The organism is Aquaspirillum sp., assembly GCF_055136605.1.
The window spans coordinates 1-25,929 of sequence record NZ_JBSQVP010000013.1 but is presented as its reverse complement, the minus strand read 5'-3'; the positions used below and the strand labels follow the sequence as shown (position 1 = coordinate 25,929).

The window sequence follows — 25,929 nt, the reverse complement described above, 5'->3', positions numbered from 1 at the left end:
CGAACTACGTTATCTTGAATTAAAAAATGTTATCCCCAGCCAGTGGTTTACGCAGGGACCTTGTTAAATTTGCCAAAAATTAAGGTAATTAGTTTAAAAGTTGCCGGCAAACCATGCTTTCATTTTACTAAATAAATGCCCCACTGAGCCGTTTTCGTTTTTCTCAACTGGGCTAGGACGGTGAATTTGTTCTTTACCTAACGTCAACAAACCCACTGCTGTTGAGAAGCGAGGGTTTTTCACTGCACCGGCTAAACCGCCAAAATACTTTGGCACCCCAACACGAACTGGCATATGAAAGACTTCCTCTGCCAATTCACACATCCCTTGCATCAAAGCAGAGCCGCCAGTCAATACCACACCGGATGAAATCACATCCTCAAACCCGCTGCGGCGCAACTCTTGTTGGACGAGGGTAAACAACTCTTCAACACGTGGTTCAATTACCTCTGCCAGCGTAGCCCGTGAGAGCTGCCGAGTGCCGCGTTCGCCCACCCCCGGCACATTGATCATCTCACCTTGATCTGCCAAACGGGCTAAGGCACAACCATGCGCAATTTTGAGTTCTTCCGCTTCTTTGGTGGGTGTCCGTAACGCCATCGCAATGTCGTTAGTCATTTGATCACCAGCAATCGGAATCACCGCCGTATGACGAATCGAACCATTCACAAACACTGCGATATCGGTTGTTCCTCCACCCACATCAATCAAACAGACACCCAAATCACGCTCGTCATCGGTCAAAACAGCTGTGGCCGAAGCCAATGGCTGTAAAATCAAGTCCAAGGTATCCAAGCCACAGCGACGAACACATTTATTGATGTTTTGCACCGCCGAGACCGCACCGGTCACAATGTGCACCCGTGCCTCAAGCCGTACCCCCGACATGCCGAGTGGCTCGCGCACATCTTCTTGTCCATCGATGCAAAATTCTTGAGTCAGAATATGCAAGACTTGATGATCGGGAGGAATAGTCACAGCGCGGGCAGTTTCAATGACCCGATCAATATCCGCTTGTGTCACTTCTCCATCACGAATTGCCACCATGCCATGAGAATTCACACTCTTGATATGACTGCCGGCAATCCCTGTAAATACTTCATGAATCTTGCAATCAGCCATCAGTTCGGCTTCTTCAATCGCTCGCTGAATGGCTTTGACGGTGGATTCAATATTCACCACCATGCCTTTACGCAAGCCACGCGATGGGGCATTCCCCATGCCGATGATGTTAATTGAACCATCTTCAAGCACTTCTGCCACCACCGCCACGATTTTGGACGTGCCAATATCGAGGCCAACTAGCATCTGATTGTGTTCCTTGGGTTTGCTCACCACATCGCTCCCAATGTCTCTTAGGCTGCTGGGGCCGTCAGACGCGACGGCATCTTGTTCACACCCGGTTTGTAGTCGGGCATCTTAACTGCGAATCCGTTTGGATAACGCAGATCGATATACTCAATTCGATAAGGCAAAGTGGCTAAATGTCGTGTCCATTGCCCAACAAATCGTTGGAGCCGTGGTTCAACATCAACCCGCCCAAGCTTTAATACCATGCCATTTTCTAACACCAGCTCCCAAGCTTGACGCGCTTCTAGGCGAAATTCGATCGGCTTTAAATCGGCTCGAGCCAAAATTTCAGTAAATTTTATAAGACCTTCTGCCAGTTGTTTTTCACTGCCTTTAGGGCCATGCGCCAGCGGCAATACATCACTGGTGGCGGCATCAAACCATTCACCCTTAGACGATAACAATCCGGTCTCATCCCAACGAGCAACAGCCACATGCTCCTCAATCCAAATATCGAGCTGATCTGGCCATTGTCGGCGCACTGCGGCACGCCGCACCCACGGCAACTTTTCAAACGCAGCGCGGGTCGCATCAAGATTCAAGGTGAAGAAAGTCCCTTTGAGTTCATTTTCAGCAATCGCACGTAACTGCTCAGCCGTAACATGATTCAATTCGCCATCAATACGAATTTTTTTGACGGGGACATAAGGCGAGTGTGCAAGCCAAAAACCTGCGGCGTACAGCAACATCAAAAATGCCGCTGTGAACAACAGGTTAGCAATCGCTTTTAAGGCCTGATGATTATCCCACATGGCGGGTTATTCCTTGTGTCGCTTCCCGTCATCGGCCAAGGTACTGTCTAATACCGCCAAACAAAGGTCTTCATATTCAAGACCAGCGGCCCGAGCAGCCATCGGCACCAAACTGTGGCTGGTCATACCCGGCGTGGTATTGATTTCTAATAGCCACGGTTGTTGTGCCGCATCTAACATTAAATCAATGCGTCCCCAGCCTTCTGCACCTACTGCCTTGAACGCTTGTAACACCAGTTGTTGGATGTTGGCTTCAAGTTCGGCATCTAGACCACTGGGGCAGAAGTATTGGGTATCATCAGTAAAATATTTATGCTCATAATCATAATTGCCCTGCGGAGCTTCAATTCTCACCAAGGGCAGTGCTTGTGTACCAAGCACGGGCGCAGTGTATTCCTGACCATGTACAAATTTTTCTGCAATCACCAACGAATCACGGCTCGCCGCTTCACGATACGCCAATGCGAGTTGCCCGGGCTGAGTGACTTTGACAATCCCAATCGACGACCCTTCATGGGCAGGTTTAACCATCAAAGGCAAACCGAGCTGTTGTTCTAATGCAGTAAAGTCACTATTTGCTGTCAATACCACACAATCGGGGGTTGAAATCCCTAAGGCTTGCCATACCAGCTTAGTACGGAATTTATCCATCCCAATGGCAGAAGCCATAACCCCAGAACCGGTGTAGGGCAAACCCAGCACTTCTAATACCGCTTGCACGGTGCCATCTTCACCACCACGGCCATGCAACACCAAAAAACAACGGTCAAACCCTTCTTCTTTTAACACCCATAACGGTTTTTCTGCAGGATCAAAAGGATAAGCCGCAACACCTCGGCTGCGTAAAGCTTGTAACACCCCCTGACCACTCATCAAAGACACTTCACGTTCGGCAGAGTGGCCACCTAATAACACCGCCACCTTGCCATAACGAGCTTGCATGGTAGGGTCAATGGAAAAAGAAATCGGTGTTTCCACGCTGCAATCCTTTATGCGTTTACCATTTGGACTAATTTGTTCGGCAACGAGCCAATCGACCCTGCCCCCATTGTCATCACCACGTCCCCATCATGGATTTGATTTAATACCAAGGCAGGTAACTCCGCCATCTGTTCCACGAACACGGGTTCTACTTTGCCCGATACACGGACAGCACGTGCCAACGCACGCCCATCCGCCGCCACGATAGCCTGCTCACCTGCGGCATACACTTCTGTCAAAATCAGGGCATCGGTTTTTGATAACACACGCACAAAGTCTTCAAATAAATCACGCGTACGGGTATAGCGATGAGGCTGAAATACCAAAACTAAGCGTCGATCAGGAAACGCCCCGCGGGCGGCTTCTAGTGTGGCAGCCATTTCAACAGGGTGGTGACCATAATCATCCACCAAGGTAAAACGGCGGCCATCTGGTAATGCCAACTCACCATAACGCTGGAAACGTCGCCCCACGCCAGAAAATTCCGCAAGCGCTTTCACAATAGCGGCATGACTGGCACCACATTCCAACCCAATTGCAATCGCTGCCAGCGCGTTCAACACATTGTGGCGGCCGGGTAGATTCAAGGTAATCGGTAAACGATAACTGTGTTGCTCTTCTTTCCAACAGGCTTCAAAGCACATGGTGCCTGCCACCGCTTGGATATTTTCTGCCCGTAATTGGGCCGCACTGGTGATGCCATAGGTGGTCACGGGTTTTTTTACCTGCGGCAAAATCGCCTGCACACCGGGGTCATCCATACACAACACAGCACGGCCATAGAAAGGCAACTGATGTAAAAAATCGATAAAAGCTTGGCGTAATTTCTCTAAGTCATGACCATAGGTATCCATATGGTCAGCATCAATATTCGTCACCACCGACATCACCGGCATCAGATGCAAAAACGAGGCATCAGATTCATCCGCCTCTGCAACCAAGAACTCCCCCGAGCCTAAACGGGCATTGCTCCCTGCCGCTTCTAAACGTCCCCCAATCACAAAAGTCGGATCAAGGCCGGCAGCCGCTAAAATTGATGCCACTAAACTGGTGGTTGTGGTTTTGCCGTGGGTACCGGCAATCGCAATCCCCTGCTTAAAGCGCATCAACTCTGCCAACATCATGGCGCGAGGTACCACCGGCACCCCAGCCACCCGTGCAGCGATCACTTCAGGGTTATCCGCTTTAACCGCGCTTGAGGTCACCACCACATCCGCCCCAGCGACATAATGGGCATCATGACCAAAGAAAATCTCGGCACCCGCGCGCTTTAACGCCTGAGTCACAACCCCATCGGCGACATCCGACCCAGAAATACGATAACCAAGGTTTAATAACACCTCAGCAATCCCCGACATGCCAACCCCACCAATACCGACAAAATGGATATGTTTAACTTTATGTTTCATTGCACAAACGCTTCTATAAATTTAGGCAGATAAACGGGATGACTTAAGCATGAAAAGGGGCGAAATAGTACAGGTAATTGCCTGTTTCTACCACTGCCGAGTTCTTCATAAACAGCTTGTAAGAATACCGTATTTTTTGCGGTTTTTCCGTATTTTCACTTAAGCAGTGAGTGAAATACCGATTTCAGCAACCCGCTTTGCCGCATCAGGGCACGCATGTTGTCGTGCTTTTTCTGCCATCGTTAAACAGGTGTCACGGGATAATCCGCTTAATAATTCGGCGAGTTTTGCTGCAGTTAATTCAGGTTGAGGAATTAACCATGCTGCACCGCAATCGGACAATAAACGGGCATTGCCTGTTTGATGATCGTCAACCGCATGTGGAAAGGGCACCAAAATGCTGGCACAACCCGCTGCTGCTAATTCAGCAATGGTTAAAGCACCGGCACGACAAATTAGAATATCGGCTTTGGCATATTCGGCAGCCATATCATCAATAAAAGCGCGGGTGTCGGCTTGTACAGCGGCTGTTTGATAGGCCTGTTGCAGTGCTTCGATATGTTGTTTTCCTGCCTGATGAATCACCGTCGGGCGTTTTTCTACTGGCAATAAGGCCAAAGCAGCGGGCACCACATCATTAAAGACTTTAGCCCCTAAGCTACCACCCACCACCAAGATTCGTAATGGGCCTTGACGTTCGGCAAAGCGTTGTGCCGGCAGGGGCAAGCATGCAATCTCTTCGCGTACAGGGTTACCCACTAAGCCCGTTTTGTCAGAAAAAGCGGTTGGAAAAGCATACAGCGTGCGCGAAGCAATTTTCGCCAACACGCGGTTGGTTAAACCAGCCACCGAGTTTTGTTCATGAATTACCAACGGCTTCCAGAAAAAGCGCATCATCACCCCGCCGGCAAAGGCAGTGTAGCCGCCAAAACCAAAGGCCACATCAGGCCGCCGGCTCAGAATCAAGGCCGCACATTGACTAAACGCACGCAACAGGGTGAATGGCAGTTTTAACCACCCCAACAAACCATTGCCACGCAAACCTTTAATGGCCAAGGTATTTACCGTATAACCACGCGGGGGGACAATGCGTGTTTCCATACCCCCTTCGGCACCAAGCCAAATAATGTCCCAGCCCTTTTCCCGTAATTGATCCGCGACAGCCAAAGCAGGGAAAATATGACCACCGGTCCCCCCTGCCATAATCAGTGCTGTTCGTTTGCTCACAGTTTATATCCCCGTAAAATTCGCCGGTTTTCCCAATCGATCCGCAATAAAATAGCCAAGATGGCACAGTTGGCTAATAAAGCACTGCCACCATAGGACAATAACGGTAGGGTCAGACCTTTTGTCGGTAACAGACCCATATTCACCCCGATATTGATAAATGCCTGAACCCCAATCCAGATGCCGGTTGCTTGTGCCACCAACGCTTGGAAATAGCGTTCTTGTGAACGCGCAGTGAGGCCAATTTGAAAAGCACGCCAGACTAACCATGCAAACAGACCAATTACGGTTGACACCCCAATGAGACCAAATTCTTCTGCAATCACTGCCATCAAAAAGTCGGTGTGTGCTTCTGGTAGGTAAAACAGCTTTTCCACACTATTACCCAAGCCAACACCATCCCACCCCCCGCGACCAATCGCGATAAGAGAATGCGACAGCTGATAGCCTTTACCATAGGGATCACGCCACGGATCCATAAACCCCACCACCCGCTCTAAACGATAGGGTGAGCTGATGATCAACAACACAAAGCCAGCCAGTGAGGTAAAAATCAGGCCTGTAAAAATTTTGCCGTTAATGCCACCGAGGAACAGCGTCCCCATCGTAATCGAGGCCACCACCACAAATGCACCAAAATCGGGCTCTAACAGCAACAACGTCCCCGCCAGTAACACCGCTACTGCCATGGGGACAAAGCCCTTGACAATGCTGTGCATAAACTCAGCTTTGCGTACCGTGTAATCAGCGGCATACAACACCACGGCCAGCTTCATCACTTCTGACGGTTGTAAGTTCATAAACCCCAATGAAATCCAACGCCGCGAACCGTTGACCACCTTACCAATACCGGGCACTAACACCAGCACCAATAAAAACATGGCAAACATAAACAACTTTGGCGCATGCTTGCGCCAAAATTCAGAAGGAAATTGAAAAGTCACCCAAGCGCCCGTCAGTGCAATCACTAATACGATTGAGTGACGGACGAGATAGAAATAACGACTGTTGGTATCACGCCCCGCTTCGGCATACGCAATTGATGCCGAAAACACCATGACCAACCCAATGGATAGCAGGGCAGCAATGACCCACATCAAAGGCTCATCTAAGCTGGTTTGGGGAATAGAAGGGCGTCCAACGCTTTGATTCCAGCGCAAACGCAATTTCATAGTTACCTCAAAGAAAAACCCACAGGGTAGGGGTGGGTGATTTAGGCGGAGGCTTCACCCGCCAAACGCAACACTTCCATCACAAATACCTCGGCACGATGGGCATAGCTGCGGAACATATCAAAGCTAGCACACGCCGGAGACAACAACACCACGTCGTTTGGTTGTGCATATTCCAAGGCTTTTTGTGTGGCTTCTTCGAGGGAAGCACAGCGTTCAACCGGCATGTCTAATTCGCCCAAGGCCTGTTCAATTGTCGGCCCATCACGACCAATCAATAACACTGCGCGACCAATTCGCGCCAAAGCTGGCGCCAGTGGCGTAAAGTCCTGTCCTTTTCCATCGCCGCCAGCAATCAACACCACACGGCGTGACATACCATTCAATGCGGCCACGGTAGCACCGACATTGGTGCCTTTTGAATCATCGTAAAAATCAACCGTTCCAATTTTGGCAACCCACTCCACTCGGTGTGGCAAACCACGGAACGAGGCCAATCCAACCAACAGTTGTTCACGGTCTAAACCACAGGCCTCACACAATGCCAGCGCAGCTAACGCATTCGCCGCATTATGCAAACCAGTCAGCGGAAAACTGGCTAAATCAAAGACAGCAATGCCATCAATATTCAACCAAGGCGCCCCTTCACGGGTCACCATCCGATAATCAGCAGGAAAACTCAGGCTAAAGGTTTTTACCGGACGACCTTGTCGCGCCATCGCACGGACAAATAAATCGTCGCGGTTGAGCACTTGCACCCCATTGCCATTAAACACGGCACGCTTGCTATGAGCGTAGTCGAGTAAATCGGTATAACGGTTGAGATGGTCTTCTGAGATATTCAGCACCGTTGCCGCCGTGGCATTTAACGAGGTGGTGGTTTCCAGTTGGAAACTAGACAGCTCCAACACAAAAATATCGGGCAACGCGCCGTTATTTTCTGCTTGCAATAAAGCGGCTAACACCGGAAAACCAATATTGCCTGCCACCACAGTATCGAGCCCAACATGACGACATAAATGCCCACACAGCTCGGTTACCGTCGATTTGCCGTTAGAGCCGGTGATGGCAATGATCTTCACTGCGTGTGGAGACAGCGTACGAGCAAACAGCTCGACATCCCCGACCACTTCGCCGCCCTGACGCCGGAAAGCGGCAATTTCGGGGGTTGCCAACGGCACCCCCGGGCTGACGACCAAACAATCACAACCCGCAAAGGTGGTTGCAGTGAATGAGCCTAAACGGAACTCGGCGGGAAACTCGAGTTCTTGTAGGTGTTGTGCTGCGAGGGAATCGGGGTTGCTGTCGATCAAGATCAGCTGTTTGGTGTGTCCACGTAACCAGTGTGCGGTTGCGACACCAGAATCCCCTAACCCCACAATGCCCACGGTTTTACCGTCTAGGCCACGCGATAAAGTTGTTGCCGTCATGTTCATTTTTCGTCCGCCACATCCGCAAAAACGCTGAAGCCCTCGCCTTAGCGCAGTTTTAACGTCGCCAACCCAGCCAACACCAACATCATGGTAACAATCCAAAAGCGCACCACGACTTGGGTTTCTTTCCAACCTTTTAATTCAAAATGGTGATGAAGTGGTGCCATGCGGAAAATACGTTTGCCGGTCAATTTAAAGGATGCAACTTGCAGCATCACCGAGACAGCTTCCATCACAAAAACGCCACCCATGACAAATAGTACGATCTCTTGCCGCACAATCACCGCCACTGCACCCAACGCCGCACCTAAAGCCAAAGCGCCGACATCGCCCATAAAGACTTGCGCGGGATAGGCGTTAAACCACAAGAAACCTAAACACGCCCCACACATCGCGGCACAGAATACGACAACTTCGTGTGCCCCCGGAATATGGGGTAGTCCTAAATATTGCGCAAACACTGTATGGCCGGCCACATAAGCAAAAACAGATAAGGCTGCAGCCACCAACACCACTGGCATCGCCGCCAAACCGTCTAAGCCATCGGTCAGATTGACGGCATTTGATGTCCCAACAATGACAAAGTAAGTCAGAACACAAAACCCAATCGCCCCAAAGGGATAGATCACATTTTTGAAAAAGGGCACGATAAATTCAGTCGAAGCCGGCAACGAAGCGGTGGTGACTAAAAATACCCCCGAACCAATCGCAATCGCCGATTGCCAAAACATTTTAGCGCGGGCAGAAATCCCTTTTGGGTCTTTGTGGACGACCTTTTGCCAGTCATCGTAAAAACCAATCGCACCTGTGCCAAATAACACGGCCAGCAACAACCAAATATACTTATTCGATAAGTCGGCCCATAACAGCGTGGTAATCCCAATCGATAGCAAAATTAAGGTGCCCCCCATCGTTGGGGTGCCAGCCTTCACTAAGTGGGTTTGTGGGCCATCATCACGGACGGCCTGTCCCACTTTCAGTTGAGTTAATTTGCGGATCACCCACGGCCCCGACCACAGAGAAATCCCTAAGGCAGTCAGCGATGCCAATACGGCCCGCAGAGTGATGTAATTAAAAACGTTAAATGCGCGAACATAGCCGCCTAGCCAATCGGCCAACCACAACAACACACAACTCTCCTTGCCCCAAATGGCGGCCTTATCAGGTATCAATGGTTTCTTTGCCAGCAATGTTGACATTGCGGTGCAACATTGTAGCGCAGAAGCTTACTATTTATTCGCCAACAATCGCTGTACCACTCGCTCCATTGCCATAAAGCGCGACCCTTTGACTAAGGTGGTGTGCGGCAAGGGCAGTAGGGCATGATAGGCACGTAATAAGGCCTCGATATCCTGCCCAAAATGCCATCCGCCATCGCCAAATGCAGCGCTGGCTAAGGCGCTCGACTCGCCCAATGTCAGCACATAATCAATCCCTTGTTCAGCGGCATAGTCGCCTATCTCACGATGTGCCGCAGCGGAAAATGCCCCTAACTCACCAATGTCACCAAAAATGAGACAACGTGGTTCGGGGCCTGCCGCTAATACCCGAATCGCAGCGCGGACAGAATCAGGGTTAGCGTTATAACTGTCATCAATCACCACCCGTTGATCTGGCAACCGATGCCGATATAAACGCCCCTTGACCGGTTGTAACTGTGCCAAACCCGTCACTATCGCTGCTGCAGGAATCGACAAGGCGTGGGCAATCGCTGCCGCAGCCAGTGCATTACGCAACATATGTTCACCAGGCAACGGTAATTGCACCGGCACACTTTCACTCGCAAGGTGAAACTCTGCACGACTGCCTTCATCCGCTAACGACACGGAGGAGGCATACACCTGCCCCCCCTCTATCCCAAAGGTCAGTTGTTGACAGCCCGCTGCCAACTGTTGCCATCGTGCAGCATGTGGATCATCCAGCGGGATCACTGCCACCCCATCAGCTTGCAAGCCTTGGAAAATCTCGCCCTTGGCCTCGGCAATCTCACTGACATCCGAGAAATGCCCCAAGTGGGCGCGCATGGCATTATTGACCAAAGCCACCGAAGGCTGTGCCAATTGTGTCAAACGGGCAATCTCACCACGATGATTCATGCCCATTTCAATGATGGCAAAACGATGATGTGGACGCAAAGACAGCAAGGTCAGTGGCACACCAATTTCGTTATTGAGGTTGCCATGTGTTGCCAGCACAGCGGCATCATCAGCACAAGCGGCGCGTAAAATCGCCGCGACCATTTCTTTCACCGACGTTTTACCGTTCGACCCAGTAATGGCCACCACAGGACAAGAGAATTGCTCTCGCCACGAACGCCCTAATTGCCCCAGCGCCAGCAAGGTATCGTCAACCTGCAACAACGGGCCGGTGCAATCCGCCACCGGATGGGCAACCACTGCCGCCACGGCACCATCACGCAAGGCTTGTGCCACAAAATCATGGCCATCAAAGCGATCACCGACTAGGGCAATGAATAGATCACCCGCTTGAATGGCGCGGCTGTCGGTGACAACCCGCTTGACGATGATTGTCGACCATTCGGGCACCGATGCCACACCCAACCAGCTTGCAGCTTGAGACAGAGCAAACATCATGTTTTTTCCACAGAATCGAGGGGAGAAGCCATGCCGTTGAGGGCAGAGCGCACTTCTTCAGCATCACTAAATGGGGTTTTTACCCCTGCAATTTCTTGATAATCTTCGTGCCCCTTACCGGCAATTAACACCACATCACCGGCAGCGGCCTGTTGAATCGCCCACTGAATGGCTTGACGACGATCGACCTGTACCACGACTTCCGCACGGGCAGCGCGCATCCCAGCAACCACATCTTGCACAATCTGTTCGGGGTCTTCATGACGTGGGTTATCACTGGTGACCACCGCAATATCTGCTAATTGACCAGCAACTTCACCCATTAAAGGCCGTTTACCGCGATCACGATTGCCACCACAGCCAAACACCACCCACAAGCGCCCACCGGCAGGGCGAATTTCTGCCAAAGTGGACAGGGCTTTTTCCAGCGCATCGGGGGTATGGGCATAATCGACCAACACCAGCGGCTGTTCACCACCGCCAAAACTTTGCATCCGTCCCTGTGCCGGTTGAATCGCAGCTAAAGCGGCAGAGGCTTGCGCCAGCGGCATACCACCACTGAGCAACACGCCCAAGCACGCTAAGAGATTTTGCACATTAAAGCGCCCCAACAGGCGGCTGTGTAATTCGGTATTGCCCCATGGCGTGGCGATGTCTAATTGAAAACCCGATAAATCCATCTGCATCGCCAGTGGGCGAATGTCACCCCCAAGCAGACCATAAGAAAGACAGTGAGCTGGCAACCCTTGTTGTAACAGCTGCTGTCCAAACGCGTCATCTTGGTTAATCACTGCTGTTTGCAGATTTTCCCAATAAAATAAACGCCGTTTACTTTCACCATAGGCCTGCATATCACCATGATAATCAAGGTGGTCACGGGTCAGGTTGGTGAATACTGCACAACGAAACCCGACACCATTCACACGATATTGGTCTAAACCATGACTCGACACTTCCATCGCCACGGCCTGTGCCCCTGCTTGGCGATATTGCGCTAACAGGTATTGCACCCGTAAGGGATCGGGCGTGGTGTGGGTCGCTGGAGAGAGTTGCCCCCATAAACCATTGCCAACGGTGCCAATCACCGCCGCAGTATGCCCTGCGGCTTGCCATGCTTGCGCCAACCAATGGGTAATCGAAGTTTTACCATTGGTGCCCGTCACGCCCACCACATCCAACGACTGTGATGGATAGTGAAGAGCATGTGCTAATACCACACCAATCCGCGCCCGCAATGCGGGAATGGCCAAGTTGGGCACATGCCATGAAGGTTGCCATTGAAAACCGTCGGCATCATCCCATAACACAGCAACCGCCCCTTGTTGTAAGGCGGCAGCGATATAATCACGGCCATCGCTGTATTCACCACGGCAGGCGACAAAGACATCACCGGCTTGAACACGGCGGCTGTCGTTTTCCAACCGTGCCCCTGCAGGAATAACGGTGTTGAGCTGCGATAAATCAAAAGCAGATAAAGGGGTTAAACAGCTAATCATGTTTCTTCTCGGATTTCTGGGGCATCGGTCGGGATAATGGAGTTTTGATGAGGTTGATCGGGCTCAACGCCTAAGATACGCAAGCTCCCTGCCATCACGCGGCTAAACACCGGCCCAGCGACTAAACCACCGTAGTACGAGCCTTCCGTCGGTTCATCAATCATCACCGCGATAATCAAACGCGGTTGATGCGCCGGTGCAAAACCCACAAACGAAGCGATATGTTTATCGCGGTTATAGACACCATTTTCTAACTTACGCGCCGTACCAGTCTTGCCACCCACGCTATATCCTAAAACCTGTGCCCGTACGGCGGTCCCCCCCGGTTGAGTTACGGTTAACAGCATTTCGCGCATCTTGCGTGCCGTTTCTGCACTGATCACTTGCCGCCCAGGTAGAGGTACCGTTTGTTTCAAGAAGGAAATCGGCAACAGCTGGCCATCGTGGGTAAAAATGGTATAGCCCCGCGCTAACTGCATCAGACTCAATGAAATGCCATGACCAAAGCTCATGGTAGCCTGCTCAATCGGACGCCAGTTCTTATGGGGACGCAATTTGCCTGAGGCCTCGCCCGGGAAGCCGGTTTGCGGTTTACGACCAAAACCAAGCTCGTCATAGAATGTCCACACTTCTTGCGGCGACATCATCAAGCTGATTTTGCTGGTGCCGACGTTGCTCGATTTTTGCAAAATCCCCGTCACCGACAACGACGCTTCAGGGTGAGAATCGCGTACCCGTGCTGGCCCAATCGTAAATGAGTTGGTATCGAATACTTTGTCTGGATGCACCAGCCCTTTTTCTAAGGCCAACGCAATCGGAAATGGCTTGAGTGTTGAACCAGGTTCGAATAAATCAACCAAAGCGCGATTGCGGCGCATAGCCGGGTCGAGCTTGGCACGATTGTTTGGATTGAAAGTCGGCAAATTCACCATCGCCAACACTTCACCACTGTGGGCATCTAACACCACCAACCCACCGGCTTTGGCTTTAAATTGTTCGACGGTTGCCTTCAGTTCACGGTAGGCCAAATATTGAATTTTGCGATCCAACGATAAGGCCAGCGTTTGGCCATCTCGTGGATGTTCAATCGCTGCCACATCTTCAACAATATAGCCACGCCGGTCTTTAATCACATGGCGGCTGCCCGGCCGCCCAGCCAGCATATTTTCCCGCGCCAGCTCCAAGCCTTCCTGACCTTTGCCATCGACACTGACATAGCCAATCACATGCGCCATCATTTCACCGGCAGGGTAAAAACGGCGGAATTCTTGCTGTGCCGCAATACCCGGAATTTTTAAGGCCATGATTTGGTCTGCCAAATCAGGATTGACTTGGCGTTTGAGATACACAAATTCGCGCCGCTGGTCGGCCAATTTTTCCTGCACCTCACCTGACGACATTTCTAACAGGCGTGCCAGTTGCTGCAATTTAGCAGGCTCAATCGGTGCCATATCAGCAGGACTGGCCCAAATTGATTTTACCGGCGTGGAAATCGCCAAGGGTTCACCGTTGCGGTCAACAATTTGGCCTCGATTGGCTTCTAGACGCAAAGTACGGCTATAACGCGCCTCACCTTGGCCCTCTAAAAAATCTTGTTTGTAGATTTGTAGATACACCGCTCGGCTCAACAGCGCCACCAAAAGCAAACCCAAACCCAATGCCACCAAACGCACACGCATGGTTGGAAGACGAACGGTGCTGCTCGCTGGCTTATTGACACGGTTACGCTGCTGCAAAAGATTGCTAGAACCACGCCACAGACTCATCGCTGGCCCCCAGAAGTGGTTTTTGGCGCAGGAAGATGTAAGCTACCTCGGCTCGGTAACACCTGAATTTCTTTTGGCTCGGGCATTTGCATTTGCAGACGGTCGGTCGCGGCACGCTCAATCAAACCATGTGCCGCCCACGTACTTTGTTCTAGTTGTAGGCGGCCATATTCCACTTCGAGTTGGGCAGCAAATTTGATCTCACGCTGTAGGTCGCTATACAGCTTGCGTGACTGATGACGGGCACTGATGACACTCATCGCACACGCAATCAAAATGGCTAACAAAACCAAGTTGGTACGAATCACACTGGCTGCTCCCATGCCGTTGCTGTGCGTTCTGCCACCCGCATAATGGCACTGCGTGCCCGTGGATTGGCCGCAACCTCGGCGGCAGAGGCTTTGATAGGCTTACCCACCGTGGTAATCGGCGATGCAGGAATGTCTTCACGGCGCACAGCAACCCATGACGGTAAATCGTCGGTTTGCTCTAGATCACGCAGGAAATGTTTGACTATGCGGTCTTCCAGCGAGTGAAAGCTAATCACCGCCAAGCGGCCACCGGCACGCAAACTGGCGACAATCTGCGGCAATACCGCTTTTAATTCCTCAAGTTCGCGATTGATGAAAATGCGAATAGCTTGGAAGGTGCGTGTCGCCGGATCTTGACCCGGTTCGCGAGAGCGGACGTTTTCCGCACACAAGCGGGCGAGCTGGCCCGTGGTTTCAAGCGGGCTTTCGGCCCGTATTTGCACAATTGCCGCTGCAATTTTGCGAGCAAACCGTTCTTCGCCATATGTCTTTATCACCTCGGCAATGTCAGCCTCTGCCGCTGTATTTAACCACTCGGCTGCAGTCATGCCACGGGTGGTGTCCATCCGCATATCCAAGGGCGCATTAAAGCGGAAACTAAAACCGCGTTCTGCTTGATCAATTTGCGGGGAAGACACCCCCAAATCGAGTAATACCCCATCAACTTGTGCGATGCCCAAGGCATCTAACTGTTGGCGGAAAGTGGTAAAACCATCATGCACAATCACCAACCGAGGGTCAGCTATCGCTTGCGCGCAGGCAATGGCCTGAGGATCTTTATCAAACACCACCAAACGGCCCTGTTCACCGAGTTTGGATAAAATCAAACGCGAGTGTCCACCACGGCCAAACGTCCCATCAACATACACCCCATCTGCCCGTATCGCTAAGGCGTCCACCGCCTCGTCCAAGAGGACAGTGCGGTGAACGAAAGCAGATTGGGCAGAAGTGTTGGCTGCCACCGTCGTCATTATGCTAATTTCTGGCGCAAAATCTCTTGCACCTGTGCAGGGTTGGCTTTGCCCTTAGAGGCTTTCATCACCTGACCGGCCAAAGCATTCAGGGCTTTTTCTTTGCCAGCGCGGAATTCTTCCACCGCTTTTGGATTGGCGGCAATCGCCTCTTCCACCAGCTTTTCAATCGCGCCTACATCAGAAACTTGCTTCAAACCATCGCGTTCAATGATGTCGTCTGCTGATAGCTCGCTATTCCACATTGCATCAAATACTTGTTTTGCTAATTTTGACGACAAAGTGTTATCGCTGATGCGGCGTAACAACAAGGCAAAGCGCGCCGGATTGATTGGCGAATCGGCCAAGGTTTTTTCTTCGCGGTTCAAGCGGGCGGCAAATTCACCGTTAAGCCAGTTTGCAGCCAATTTGCCTTCGACTTGTTCGGCCACCATGGCCTCGAAGAAACGAGCAATGTCTAGGTTTGCTGTCAATAACGCAGCATCATAGCTAGACACCCCATATTGCTCGACAAAACGGGCTTTCATTTGGCTAGGCAATTCGGGCAGTTCGGCTTGAATCGCGGCCACTTCTTGATCACTGATTTTCATGGGCAATAAATCAGGATCGGGGAAGTAGCGATAATCGTGGGCATCTTCTTTGGTCCGCATCAGGCGTGTTTCACCGCTATCAGGGTCAAACAGCACAGTGGCCTGTTGCACTCGTCCGCCATCCTCTAAGGTCTCAATTTGCCATTGAATTTCGTAGTTGATCGCTTGTTCAAGGAAACGGAAAGAATTGAGGTTTTTAATCTCACGGCGAGTACCAAAGGCCTCTTGACCTTCAGGCCGGACCGAGACGTTGGCATCCACGCGGAAACTGCCTTCCTGCATATTGCCGTCACAAATGCCCAACCAAGTCACCAAACCGTGTAAAGCACGCGCATACGCCACGGCTTCTGCCGCCGAACGCATATCGGGTTCGGACACAATTTCTAGCAATGGTGTGCCTGCACGGTTGAGGTCGATGCCGGTCATGCCATGAAAATCTTCATGCAACGACTTACCCGCATCTTCTTCCAAATGGGCGCGGGTTAAACGCACGGTTTTTTCTGCTTCGCCTACCGTAATGGTGATTTGCCCACCTTCAACAATCGGCAAATCTAACTGACTGATTTGATAGCCTTTTGGCAAGTCAGGGTAGAAATAGTTTTTGCGTGCAAATACCGAGGTTTGGTTGATTTTGGCACCAATCGCCAAGCCAAAACGGATGGCTTTTTGTAATGCCATGCGATTCATCACCGGCAACACACCCGGGAGCGCAATATCCACCGCTGCCGTTTGTGTATTCGGCTCGGCACCGAATGCCGTACTGGCACCCGAGAAAATTTTAGAATGGGTCGAAAGCTGCGCATGCACTTCCAGACCAATCACAACTTCCCATTTCATAGACAGGATCTTTCTTGCAAGACGAGGCAGAGATTAGAGAGCAGGGCGACGCTGATGCCAGTCGGTCACTTGTTGGAACTGGTGGGCCACATTCAACAAACGCGCTTCTTGTTGATAGTTTCCGATCAGTTGCACACCAATTGGCCGTTGTTGCGCCGATAGCCCAGCCGGTACGCTCATTGCCGGTAAGCCAGCTAAGTTGACCGATAACGTGTAGATATCGGCTAAATACATTTGCACAGGATCGTCAGCTTTTTCGCCCAAATTCCATGCCGGCGTGGGGGCCACAGGCCCTAAAATCACATCACATTGCGCAAAGGCAGCTTGGAAATCGTCGGCAATCAGGCGGCGAATTTTCTGCGCCTGTAAGTAATACGCATCGTAATAGCCATGCGACAACACATACGTACCGACCAAAATACGCCGCTTCACTTCAGCCCCAAAGCCTTCGGCACGCGTACGTTCATACATATCGTTGAGATCACGATATTCTGCTGCACGATGACCGTAACGCACCCCGTCATAGCGGCTTAAGTTCGAGCTGGCTTCTGCTGGTGCAATCACATAGTAAGCAGGAATGGCCAATTCGGTTTTAGGCAGCGTGATTTCAACGATGTCACAACCCAGTTGTTTCAGCTGTTGCACGGTCTCATCCATGACCCGCGCCACATCACCATCTAACCCAGCTGCAAAAAATTCTTTTGGCAAACCGACTTTCAAACCGGTCAAGGGTTGCTGTAAATCACGGCAGAAATCTTCCGCTGCCACATCAAGACTGGTCGAGTCACGGCCATCAAAGCCAGCCATCACATTTAACAACAACGCACAATCTTCGGCAGTTTGTGCCATCGGCCCACCTTGATCGAGTGAGCTGGCATAAGCCACCATGCCATAACGACTGACACGACCATACGTAGGTTTAATACCGGTAATCCCACAAAATGCCGCCGGTTGGCGAATCGAACCACCGGTGTCAGTGCCTGTTGCCACCGGCACCATCCGAGCGGCCACCGCCGCCGCCGAACCACCAGAACTGCCCCCCGGCACGGCTTGCACATCCCAAGGGTTTTTCACCGCACCAAAATAACTGCTCTCGTTGGTCGAGCCCATCGCGAATTCGTCCATATTGGTTTTACCTAAATTGATAAAACCAGCGGCTTGACAGCGCTCGACTACGGTGGCGTCGTAGGGTGAAACAAAGTTGGCCAACATTTTTGAGCCACAGGTGGTCGGCAATTGGCGGGTCACAAATAAATCTTTATGTGCCAAGGGGATACCAGTAAACAAACCGGCTTGGCCAGCTGCGCGTGCCGCGTCTGCCGCATCTGCCGCCGCTAAGGCACTCTCGCGTTCGGCAACAGAAATAAAAGCATTTAAAGTCGGGTTAACCGCAGCAATGCGATCAAGGTAAGCACTCACCAGCTCACGGCTGGATAGCTCCCGCGCAGCTAAGGCACGGGTCAGCTCTTTTAGCGTAGCGTGAATCATAAACATCCTAGGGCGAGGAACAGAATCAACTCGATTATTCAATAACGCGTGGCACTAAATAGAGGCCAGCTTCAGTTTGTGGGGCACAGGCCAAAAACGCTTCGCGTTGGTTCTCGACACTGACCACATCGTCACGTAACCGTAATCCCAATGGCTGAGGATGCGACATTGGCGCCACACCAGTGGTATCCACGGCACGCATCTTTTCAATCAAACCAAACACATTGTTGAGTTTATTGGCTACCGCATCCACTTCCCCAGCTTCGATGCCAATTCTTGCCAAACGCGCAAGACGTGTAATGTCTGCAGCAGATAAAGACATAAGAACCCCGTGAAAACTTTAATAATCCAAGCTTTGTAGGGTATCATAGAGCGCTTATTTCTGCCCATTCTCGGCCAAGCTCAGACGTCCGCTTAATACCACGAACTCAATTCGAGCCGTTTTGTACCTGACAATACGACTTTTTCGCACACACACGACAGGTTAACCATGTTTCGCTCCATCACCGGCTATTTTTCTCACGATCTTGCCATTGACTTGGGCACTGCCAACACGTTGATTTACGTCAACGGAAAAGGCATTGTCCTTAACGAGCCTTCTGTGGTCTCGATTCAACACGAAGCCAGCAGCAACAAAAAATCGATTCTGGCCGTCGGTCTTGAAGCTAAAAAAATGCTAGGTCGAACCCCCGGTTCTATCTCGGCGATTCGCCCAATGAAAGATGGTGTGATTGCTGACTTCACTGTTACCGAGCAAATGCTCAAACAGTTTATTAAAAAAGTCAGCCCAAGCCGCTTTTTTGCTTCTAGTCCACGCATTGTGATTTGTGTGCCTTGTGGTTCCACTCAAGTAGAACGCCGCGCCATTCGTGAGTCGGCCTTGGGCGCAGGTGCCCGCCGCGTAGAACTGATCGAAGAACCGATGGCAGCAGCGATTGGTGCTGGCCTGCCAGTGGAAGAGGCCACGGGGTCGATGGTGGTCGATATCGGCGGTGGGACAACCGAAGTCGGGGTGATTTCACTCGGTGGCATCGTTTATTCAAACTCGGTTCGCGTCGGCGGTGATAAATTCGATGAATCCATCATCAATTATATTCGCCGTAACTATGGCATGTTGATTGGTGAAACCACGGCGGAAGAAATCAAGAAAACGATTGGTTCGGCCTTCCCCGCACCGGAAGTGAAAGAGATGGAAGTCAAAGGCCGTAACCTCGCCGAGGGGATTCCACGTGCTTTCACCATTTCGAGTAATGAAATTCTCGAGGCCCTCACCGAACCATTGAATCAAATTGTCTCGGCAGTGAAAATTGCCTTGGAACAAACACCACCAGAGCTGGGGGCAGATATTGCCGACAAAGGCATGGTGTTGACTGGTGGTGGGGCTTTATTGCGTGACATCGACCGCTTGTTAGCCGAAGAAACTGGATTGCCCGTGTTTGTGGCAGAAGACCCACTGACTTGTGTGGTGCGCGGCTCAGGCAAAGCCTTAGAAAAAATGGACAAGGCAGTTGGTACCATCTTTACCAACGACTAATTGCTTTTTTGCGTTCCATTCGACGCCGCCTTGTGCGGCGTCGCTTGTTTCATCTTGAGTGTGTATGGACATTGCATCTTCCCCGCCTCCCTTTTTTCGCCGTGGTCTACGTCCGCTCACCAAGCTGATGATTTGCGCTGTGCTGTCGATAGCCTGTTTGATTGCCGATGGCCGGCTGGGTTTATTGGTTCCGCTGCGTGATACCCTGTCGCTGCTGCTCTACCCATTACAATGGGTGGTGAATACGCCAACCGGCTTGATTCGGCAAGGCAGCGAGTTCATGGTAAAGCAAAGTGAGCTACAAGCAGAAAACCGCGCCTTGCGTGAACATGCTCTGATTTTGTCTGCACGTTTACAACGCCATGAAGAACTTGCCCAAGAAAACCGCCAACTGCGCGCCTTACATCAATTAGCCCAAGCGCGGGAAGGCGAGGCACGTCTGGCTGAGGTGTTATATACCGGCCGTGACCCATTCAGCCACAAAATTGTGATCGACAAAGGAAGCCAAGACAGCATTGAATCTGGCTTTCCGGTGGTGGATGATCGTGGTTTGATTGGTCAAATCACGCGTGTTTCACCGCTGACCTCAGAAGTCACCCTCATTATTGAAAAAAATCATTCCGTACCGGTGATGGTGCAACGCAACGGACTGCGCACGGTGCTCTTTGGTACGGGTAACGGTATTGAATTGCGCTTTGTCAGTGGTAGCGCTGATATTCGCGCTGGCGATCTGTTGGTTACGTCGGGCATTGATGGGGTCTATCCTGCTGGATTGGATGTCGCACGGGTCAGCAGTGTTGAACGTCACGCCGGCAATCCTTTCTCTGTTGTGCGCTGTACGCCTATTGGTGCCGTGGATAGTCGCCGTTTTGCCTTGGTACTCACTGAAAAAATTGAACTTCCACCACGGCCAGAAGAAGCCGCTCAAACCACACCAGCCCCATCTGCCAAAAAAGGTAAGCCGTAAGTCATGGATCGCCCTAAGGAATTGTTGAAACCGGTTAAGGTTCGCTATGTTGTATTGAGCATTGTGATTGCCTTGTTGTTGGAGTTATTGCCATTTAACCGTGGCACGGTGCGGTGGATTCCCGATCTGGCTGCGATGGTGGTGTTGTATTGGACGATTAACCGGCCCAGTCGCTTTGGTATTTTTGCTGGTTTTTTCACCGGTTTGTTGACCGACATTGCCAGCGCCAGCCTGTTAGGACAACACGCTTTGGCCTATAGCATCAGCGCTTATGCTGTTGAATCTCGGCAACGACAAGTGGTGATGTACAACCTTGGCCAACAATCGTTAGTCGTTTTTGGCTTACTCATGGGCAATCAGATCGTGATGTTAGTGGCACGGATAGTATTGGGTGCACCCTTCATTGGTTGGGGCTTTTTCCTTTCCCCATTTGTTGGGGCTTTGTTGTGGCCACTTCTCACCAATTTGCTGTTGGTCCCGCAACGCTATCATCAGGCAGGATAACTTCGCATTATGGTGTCGTATCGTCGTGTCCGTCCTGATTTCCGCCGTCGGCCTAAAACGCCTAAAACACGCGCACCCGCTCGAGAAAATGAATTTCGCCTGCGGTTGATTATTGCCTTTGTCTTAATTGTGGCGGCCTTTGGGGTGTTGTTCAGCCGCTTTACTTGGTTGCAAGTGTTGCAATATGAACACTTTATGACCGCCGCACAAAACAACCGTATTTCGCTGGTCCCTATTCCGCCGAATCGTGGGGTGATTTACGACCGCAATGGCATTGTGTTGGCACAGAATTATTCTGCCTATACGCTAGAAATCACACCCAGCCAAACACCCAATTTAGAACACACGCTGAATGAGTTGGCTAAGTTAATCGCGATTGAACCACGCGACCGTAAGCGGTTTCGGAAATTGCAAGAAGAAAGCCGAAATTTTGAGAGCCTGCCAATCCGTACCCGTCTCACCGATGAAGAAGTGGCACGCTTTGCCGCCCAAGCCTATCGGTTTCCCGGGGTGGAAATTAAAGCGCGTTTGTTCCGTGATTATCCCTACCGCGAAATCACCAGCCATGTGATTGGCTATATTGGCCGCATCAACCAAAAAGACCAAAACCGTTTTAAAGAAGAAGAGCGTTATTCAGAATATCGTGGTAGCACGCATACTGGTAAAACCGGCTTAGAGTTCAGTTATGAACAAGATTTACATGGCAAAACCGGTTTTGAAGAAGTCGAAGTCGATGCCAGCGGCCATGCAGTACGCACCCTGCGCCGCACACCGCCAGTCAATGGCAGCGATCTGCATCTGGCATTAGATATTCGACTGCAAGAATACACCGACCAATTATTTGGCAATCGTCGCGGTGCTTTAGTGGCGATTGAACCAGAAACCGGCGGGGTATTGGCCTTTGTCTCCAAACCGACATTTGATCCCAGCCTGTTTATTGATGGTCTTGATCCTCAGGTCTGGAAAGATCTGAATGAAGATTGGCAACGACCATTGATCAATCGTGCCTTGCGTGGGCTCTATCCCCCGGGTTCTACTTTCAAGCCATTTATGGCGATGGCTGCGCTCGAAACCGGATTCCGTTCTGCGGATTACACCATTCCCGACCCGGGTTATTTCTCTCTCCCGGGTTCAAACCACCGCTTCCGCGACTCCAAGCCAACCGGACATGGCTCGGTCAATATGTATAAATCCATCCAAGTTTCATCAGATACCTATTACTACAAATTGGCATGGGATATGGGTATCGACCGCATTGCACCAGAGTTGGCTAAATTCGGTTTAGGCGAGAAAACAGGGATTGACCTTGATGGCGAAGCCAAGGGGGTATTGCCCACCAAGGAATGGAAAGCCAAACGCTTTGCTGGCAAGCGTTATAAACCCGAACATCGCCGCTGGTTGCCTGCCGATGTGGTGCCAATTGGGATTGGACAGGGATATAACACCTACACGCCGCTGCAAATGGCATGGGCAACGTCAATTTTGGCCAACAATGGGGTTGCGTATCGGCCACATATTGTCAAAAAAGTGGTATCGCCAGCCAATCGCCAAGAACGAATTATCGAACCCCAACCCGCAGCGGATTATCACTTCAAACGCAAGCATGTTGAGTTTGTGAAGGATGCGATGGAAGCGGTGTTAAAGCCCGGTGGGACAGCCAATCGTATCGGTGCAGGTTTGCAATACCGTATGGCGGGCAAGACAGGTACGGCACAGGTGGTGCAGATTAAACAAGGGGCTAAGTACAATGCCGCCGCCTTGGCGGAACAGCATCGCGATCACTCATGGTTTATTGCTTTTGCCCCTGTAGAACAACCCAAGATTGCCGTGGCCGTGATTGTGGAAAACGGCGGTTGGGGTGCTGCTGCTGCTGCACCGCTGGCACGCAATGTGATGGATTTTTATTTGTTAGGTAAACGCATCGAGCCTGAAGAAGCCGCCGCACAAACTGCTGCGGCGAAGCCTAAGAAAAAACCTAGCAAACCGACAGCCACTAGCACACAAAACACCACTAGCCAGCCAAGTGGTGAAGGTCAAAGCGATGAACGCACATCTGATTGAACGACTTTGGAAACGTATCTGCCAGCCGATTGATGGCTGGCTGTTTTTATTGACTTGTGTTTTGTTTGTTTTGGGTTTGGTTGTGCTCTACAGCGCGTCGAATGAAAACCCAAACCGCCTCACCAACAAGCTGACATTCATTGTGTTTGCCATGAGCTTGATGTGGTGCATTGCCAATATCAAACCACAACAGTTGATGTTGTTCGCCGTGCCGATGTATGTCGGTGGTCTGTGTTTATTGCTTGGGGTGGCGCTGTTTGGTGAAATTGTGAACGGTTCACGACGCTGGTTGCATATCGGTGTCACACGGATTCAGCCATCGGAAATTATGAAACTGGCCGTCCCGATGATGTTAGCGTGGTATTTTCAAAAGCATGAAGGGCATATCGGTTGGCGACAGTTTGTGATGGCCACAGTCATTATTGCGCTACCAGCGGCTTTTGTGCTGAAACAACCTGACTTAGGCACCGCCAGTTTGATTATCTTTGCTGGGGTGTTTGTGATTTTCTTTGCCGGCTTACCGTGGAAAGTCATTGCGGTTTTGTTAATTGGTTTTGCCTCAAGTCTGCCAGTGGTGTGGAATTTATTGCATGATTATCAGCGACGGCGCGTGTTGACCCTGCTCGACCCAACGGCAGACCCACTCGGTGATGGTTACCATATTATTCAGTCAATGATTGCTATTGGTTCAGGCGGTATCTTTGGCAAGGGCTGGCTCTCTGGCACACAAACCCATCTTGAATTTATCCCAGAACGAACCACCGACTTTATTTTTGCTGTTTATGGTGAGGAATTCGGGCTGGTGGGCAATGCGGTGTTATTGTTGCTGTATCTGTGCGTCATCATGCGTGGTCTGATCATCGCCGCCCACGCCAGCACCCTCTTTGGCCGCCTCCTCGCCGGTGCAATCACGCTCTCGTTTTTCACCTACGCTTTTGTCAATATGGGCATGGTCAGCGGTATTTTGCCTGTGGTGGGTGTACCGCTGCCGTTATTAAGCTATGGCGGTACCGCGATGGTGACCATTTTGACCGGCTTTGGGATTTTAATGTCCATCCACAAAAATCGGCCATTGCTAAAGCGTTAATCCACATACGCCTAGCCTTGCAATAGCTCGGGGCGATATTGCTGTAACCACTCGCGGGTTTCATGCAGCAATATCGCCGCTTGCTGGCAACACGTCTCGACCATGCTGTCGCTAATCACATCACCTTCATAGTCGCTAAGATTACGTTTTTTGCGCAAAGCATCTAACACAACCACCCGCTCTTGGGAGATACCCAATGTCTTCGGTAACACTTGCAATGCGGTTTGATGGTGTCCAGGTTGGTGTGTCGCAGTCCGGTAACCATGTGCCCACAAACCGATCATCGCGCATTGCATGATGCATTTATAAGCGGCATCAAAACGGTTTTCTGTGCTTAATTCCACAATCCCAGCATCTAACAAATTTCGCTCAGCCGCCGCTAATAGACGCTGTATTGCAGCAGGATGACTGTCAAACCTTTGTAGTTTGTGAATCGCGAATAAATTTTCCAAAGTCATCTTCAGTTCCAATTACCCACAGTTTCGGCTGTGCTAATACCTGTTTAATAAAAAAATCATTTGTTTCAAAACGCCGAATACATTCTTGTAGAGAGTAAACAACAGGGTTGATTTCTCGCTGTATTTGCTCTTGAGCAGGATAGAGTTGGGCAACGACTTGAGCGAAATCAGCGGTGCCAACCACCATTAAATCCACATCACTTAAAGGCTGTTCATCACCTCGCGCCATTGATCCAAACACAAACGCAAAAGCAATTTCACTGCCTAGCGATTGTAAGCTGTCGGCTAAAATATCCACTAAACCACTGGTTTTACGGAATAAACTGGCTAACTCAGGAAAAATAGGACATGCCCGATTTGCCTGATAAAGAACCTGATTACCTCGTTGCTGCCGCAGCAATACCCCCACTTGCGCCAAGCGGCTCAACTCCTTATGCAGCGTCCCCGCACAAGTTCCAGTTAAACGAGCAATCTCTCTAACGTGATAGCTCGATTCAGGATGCAACAACAGTAAACCTAATGCACGTTGGCGATAGGCACCAAACAGCAGTTCCATCAACATAAATGTAGCTCCATTTGCTACGAATGTAGCATCTTCAACTACAAATTACTACACTCGCCATCCATCAATCTGCCTGCAATATCAGCATGGCGATCTTTTACTCAAAGAAAAATACAAAAAACATTGATATGGAATTTCTATTCCAACAAAATGCGTTTATTTTTCTCAACACACCTTACCAATCGCTGTTGTGTCGCTATCCGCTCATGAGAAAGGCAAAGCCAGTAAACCACCTTCTAGCCTCATCATGCACTCGGATCGCGGCAGCCAATACGCCAGTGATGAGTACCAAACCTTACTCAAGCAACACGGTATGCTGTGCAGTATGAGTCGCAAAGGCAATTGCTGGGATAACGCAGTGATGGAACGCTTCTTCTTG

The 25,929-nt window shown here is 50.7% G+C and carries 23 protein-coding genes and 1 pseudogene; 6 read left to right on the top strand and 18 right to left on the bottom strand.

The window, feature by feature from the left end:
- Positions 1-93: 93 nt before the first annotated feature.
- The 16 genes from ftsA to gatC form a co-directional block, all read right to left on the bottom strand.
- The gene (ftsA, locus tag ACTBZS_RS03800; RefSeq protein WP_460430470.1) at positions 94-1,308 is read right to left on the bottom strand and encodes a cell division protein FtsA; all 1,215 of its coding nucleotides are present in this window, start codon (positions 1,306-1,308) and stop codon (positions 94-96) included.
- A 47-nt stretch (positions 1,309-1,355) separates the two neighbouring features.
- The gene (locus ACTBZS_RS03795; protein ID WP_463043312.1) at positions 1,356-2,102 is read right to left on the bottom strand and encodes a cell division protein FtsQ/DivIB; all 747 of its coding nucleotides are present in this window, start codon (positions 2,100-2,102) and stop codon (positions 1,356-1,358) included.
- A gap of 6 nt (positions 2,103-2,108) precedes the next feature.
- Entirely contained in the window at positions 2,109-3,044 is a 936-nt protein-coding gene (locus ACTBZS_RS03790) for a D-alanine--D-alanine ligase (RefSeq protein WP_460430471.1), read from the bottom strand.
- 47 nt (positions 3,045-3,091) lie between these two features.
- On the bottom strand, positions 3,092-4,492 hold the full coding sequence (gene murC, locus ACTBZS_RS03785; RefSeq protein WP_463043311.1) for a UDP-N-acetylmuramate--L-alanine ligase: 1,401 nt from the start codon (positions 4,490-4,492) through the stop codon (positions 3,092-3,094).
- 159 nt (positions 4,493-4,651) lie between these two features.
- Complete coding sequence (gene murG / locus ACTBZS_RS03780; protein ID WP_463043310.1) at positions 4,652-5,719, bottom strand: undecaprenyldiphospho-muramoylpentapeptide beta-N-acetylglucosaminyltransferase; 1,068 nt, start codon at positions 5,717-5,719, stop codon at positions 4,652-4,654.
- The gene (gene ftsW / locus ACTBZS_RS03775; RefSeq protein ID WP_460430351.1) at positions 5,716-6,891 is read right to left on the bottom strand and encodes a putative lipid II flippase FtsW; all 1,176 of its coding nucleotides are present in this window, start codon (positions 6,889-6,891) and stop codon (positions 5,716-5,718) included. The genes murG and ftsW overlap by 4 nt, the downstream gene beginning before the upstream one ends.
- A gap of 41 nt (positions 6,892-6,932) precedes the next feature.
- Positions 6,933-8,321 carry a UDP-N-acetylmuramoyl-L-alanine--D-glutamate ligase gene (murD, locus tag ACTBZS_RS03770; protein WP_460430352.1) on the bottom strand — a complete coding sequence of 463 codons (1,389 nt, stop codon included), beginning with the start codon at positions 8,319-8,321 and terminating at the stop codon, positions 6,933-6,935.
- Positions 8,322-8,368: 47 nt separating this feature from the next.
- Entirely contained in the window at positions 8,369-9,454 is a 1,086-nt protein-coding gene (mraY, locus tag ACTBZS_RS03765) for a phospho-N-acetylmuramoyl-pentapeptide-transferase (RefSeq protein WP_460430353.1), read from the bottom strand.
- 99 nt (positions 9,455-9,553) lie between these two features.
- Positions 9,554-10,918, bottom strand: a complete 1,365-nt coding sequence (locus ACTBZS_RS03760) for a UDP-N-acetylmuramoyl-tripeptide--D-alanyl-D-alanine ligase (protein WP_463043309.1) — start codon at positions 10,916-10,918, stop codon at positions 9,554-9,556.
- Complete coding sequence (locus tag ACTBZS_RS03755; RefSeq protein ID WP_463043308.1) at positions 10,915-12,414, bottom strand: UDP-N-acetylmuramoyl-L-alanyl-D-glutamate--2,6-diaminopimelate ligase; 1,500 nt, start codon at positions 12,412-12,414, stop codon at positions 10,915-10,917. Before ACTBZS_RS03755 ends, ACTBZS_RS03760 begins: the two co-directional genes overlap by 4 nt.
- Positions 12,411-14,180, bottom strand: coding sequence for a peptidoglycan D,D-transpeptidase FtsI family protein (locus ACTBZS_RS03750; protein WP_460430356.1), 1,770 nt, complete (start codon positions 14,178-14,180; stop codon positions 12,411-12,413). The genes ACTBZS_RS03755 and ACTBZS_RS03750 overlap by 4 nt, the downstream gene beginning before the upstream one ends.
- Positions 14,177-14,503, bottom strand: coding sequence for a cell division protein FtsL (gene ftsL, locus ACTBZS_RS03745; RefSeq protein WP_463043307.1), 327 nt, complete (start codon positions 14,501-14,503; stop codon positions 14,177-14,179). Before ftsL ends, ACTBZS_RS03750 begins: the two co-directional genes overlap by 4 nt.
- Positions 14,485-15,462, bottom strand: coding sequence for a 16S rRNA (cytosine(1402)-N(4))-methyltransferase RsmH (rsmH, locus tag ACTBZS_RS03740; RefSeq protein WP_463043306.1), 978 nt, complete (start codon positions 15,460-15,462; stop codon positions 14,485-14,487). The genes ftsL and rsmH overlap by 19 nt, the downstream gene beginning before the upstream one ends.
- The gene (gatB, locus tag ACTBZS_RS03735) at positions 15,462-16,889 is read right to left on the bottom strand and encodes an Asp-tRNA(Asn)/Glu-tRNA(Gln) amidotransferase subunit GatB (RefSeq protein ID WP_463043305.1); all 1,428 of its coding nucleotides are present in this window, start codon (positions 16,887-16,889) and stop codon (positions 15,462-15,464) included. The genes rsmH and gatB overlap by 1 nt, the downstream gene beginning before the upstream one ends.
- A gap of 33 nt (positions 16,890-16,922) precedes the next feature.
- Complete coding sequence (gene gatA / locus ACTBZS_RS03730; RefSeq protein WP_460430360.1) at positions 16,923-18,377, bottom strand: Asp-tRNA(Asn)/Glu-tRNA(Gln) amidotransferase subunit GatA; 1,455 nt, start codon at positions 18,375-18,377, stop codon at positions 16,923-16,925.
- A 34-nt stretch (positions 18,378-18,411) separates the two neighbouring features.
- Positions 18,412-18,699, bottom strand: coding sequence for an Asp-tRNA(Asn)/Glu-tRNA(Gln) amidotransferase subunit GatC (gene gatC / locus ACTBZS_RS03725; RefSeq protein ID WP_022653872.1), 288 nt, complete (start codon positions 18,697-18,699; stop codon positions 18,412-18,414).
- Between the two features lie 168 nt (positions 18,700-18,867).
- Here gatC and ACTBZS_RS03720 point away from each other — a divergent pair, with 168 nt between their 5' ends.
- The 5 genes from ACTBZS_RS03720 to rodA all read left to right on the top strand — a co-directional run bounded on the left by ACTBZS_RS03720 (position 18,868) and on the right by rodA (position 24,530).
- Positions 18,868-19,911: a rod shape-determining protein gene (locus tag ACTBZS_RS03720; RefSeq protein WP_022653873.1), complete on the top strand. Its 1,044-nt coding sequence runs from the start codon at positions 18,868-18,870 to the stop codon at positions 19,909-19,911.
- Between the two features lie 64 nt (positions 19,912-19,975).
- Positions 19,976-20,878 (top strand): rod shape-determining protein MreC, encoded by a 903-nt coding sequence (gene mreC, locus ACTBZS_RS03715; RefSeq protein WP_463043304.1) that lies wholly within the window; start codon positions 19,976-19,978, stop codon positions 20,876-20,878.
- Positions 20,879-20,881: 3 nt separating this feature from the next.
- A complete protein-coding gene (mreD, locus tag ACTBZS_RS03710) occupies positions 20,882-21,382 on the top strand; it encodes a rod shape-determining protein MreD (protein ID WP_460430362.1) in 501 nt (166 codons plus the stop codon).
- Positions 21,383-21,391: 9 nt separating this feature from the next.
- Positions 21,392-23,443, top strand: coding sequence for a penicillin-binding protein 2 (gene mrdA / locus ACTBZS_RS03705; protein ID WP_463043303.1), 2,052 nt, complete (start codon positions 21,392-21,394; stop codon positions 23,441-23,443).
- Positions 23,424-24,530 (top strand): rod shape-determining protein RodA, encoded by a 1,107-nt coding sequence (rodA, locus tag ACTBZS_RS03700; protein ID WP_460430364.1) that lies wholly within the window; start codon positions 23,424-23,426, stop codon positions 24,528-24,530. The genes mrdA and rodA overlap by 20 nt, the downstream gene beginning before the upstream one ends.
- Positions 24,531-24,541: 11 nt before the next feature.
- Here rodA and ACTBZS_RS03695 read toward each other — a convergent pair whose 3' ends face one another.
- The gene (locus tag ACTBZS_RS03695; protein WP_463043302.1) at positions 24,542-24,988 is read right to left on the bottom strand and encodes a DNA-binding protein; all 447 of its coding nucleotides are present in this window, start codon (positions 24,986-24,988) and stop codon (positions 24,542-24,544) included.
- A complete protein-coding gene (locus ACTBZS_RS03690; RefSeq protein WP_463043301.1) occupies positions 24,942-25,550 on the bottom strand; it encodes a nucleotidyltransferase domain-containing protein in 609 nt (202 codons plus the stop codon). The genes ACTBZS_RS03695 and ACTBZS_RS03690 overlap by 47 nt, the downstream gene beginning before the upstream one ends.
- A 226-nt stretch (positions 25,551-25,776) precedes the next feature.
- Between ACTBZS_RS03690 and ACTBZS_RS03685 the strand changes: the two are divergent.
- Positions 25,777-25,929: pseudogene (locus tag ACTBZS_RS03685) on the top strand (DDE-type integrase/transposase/recombinase); the annotation flags it as partial.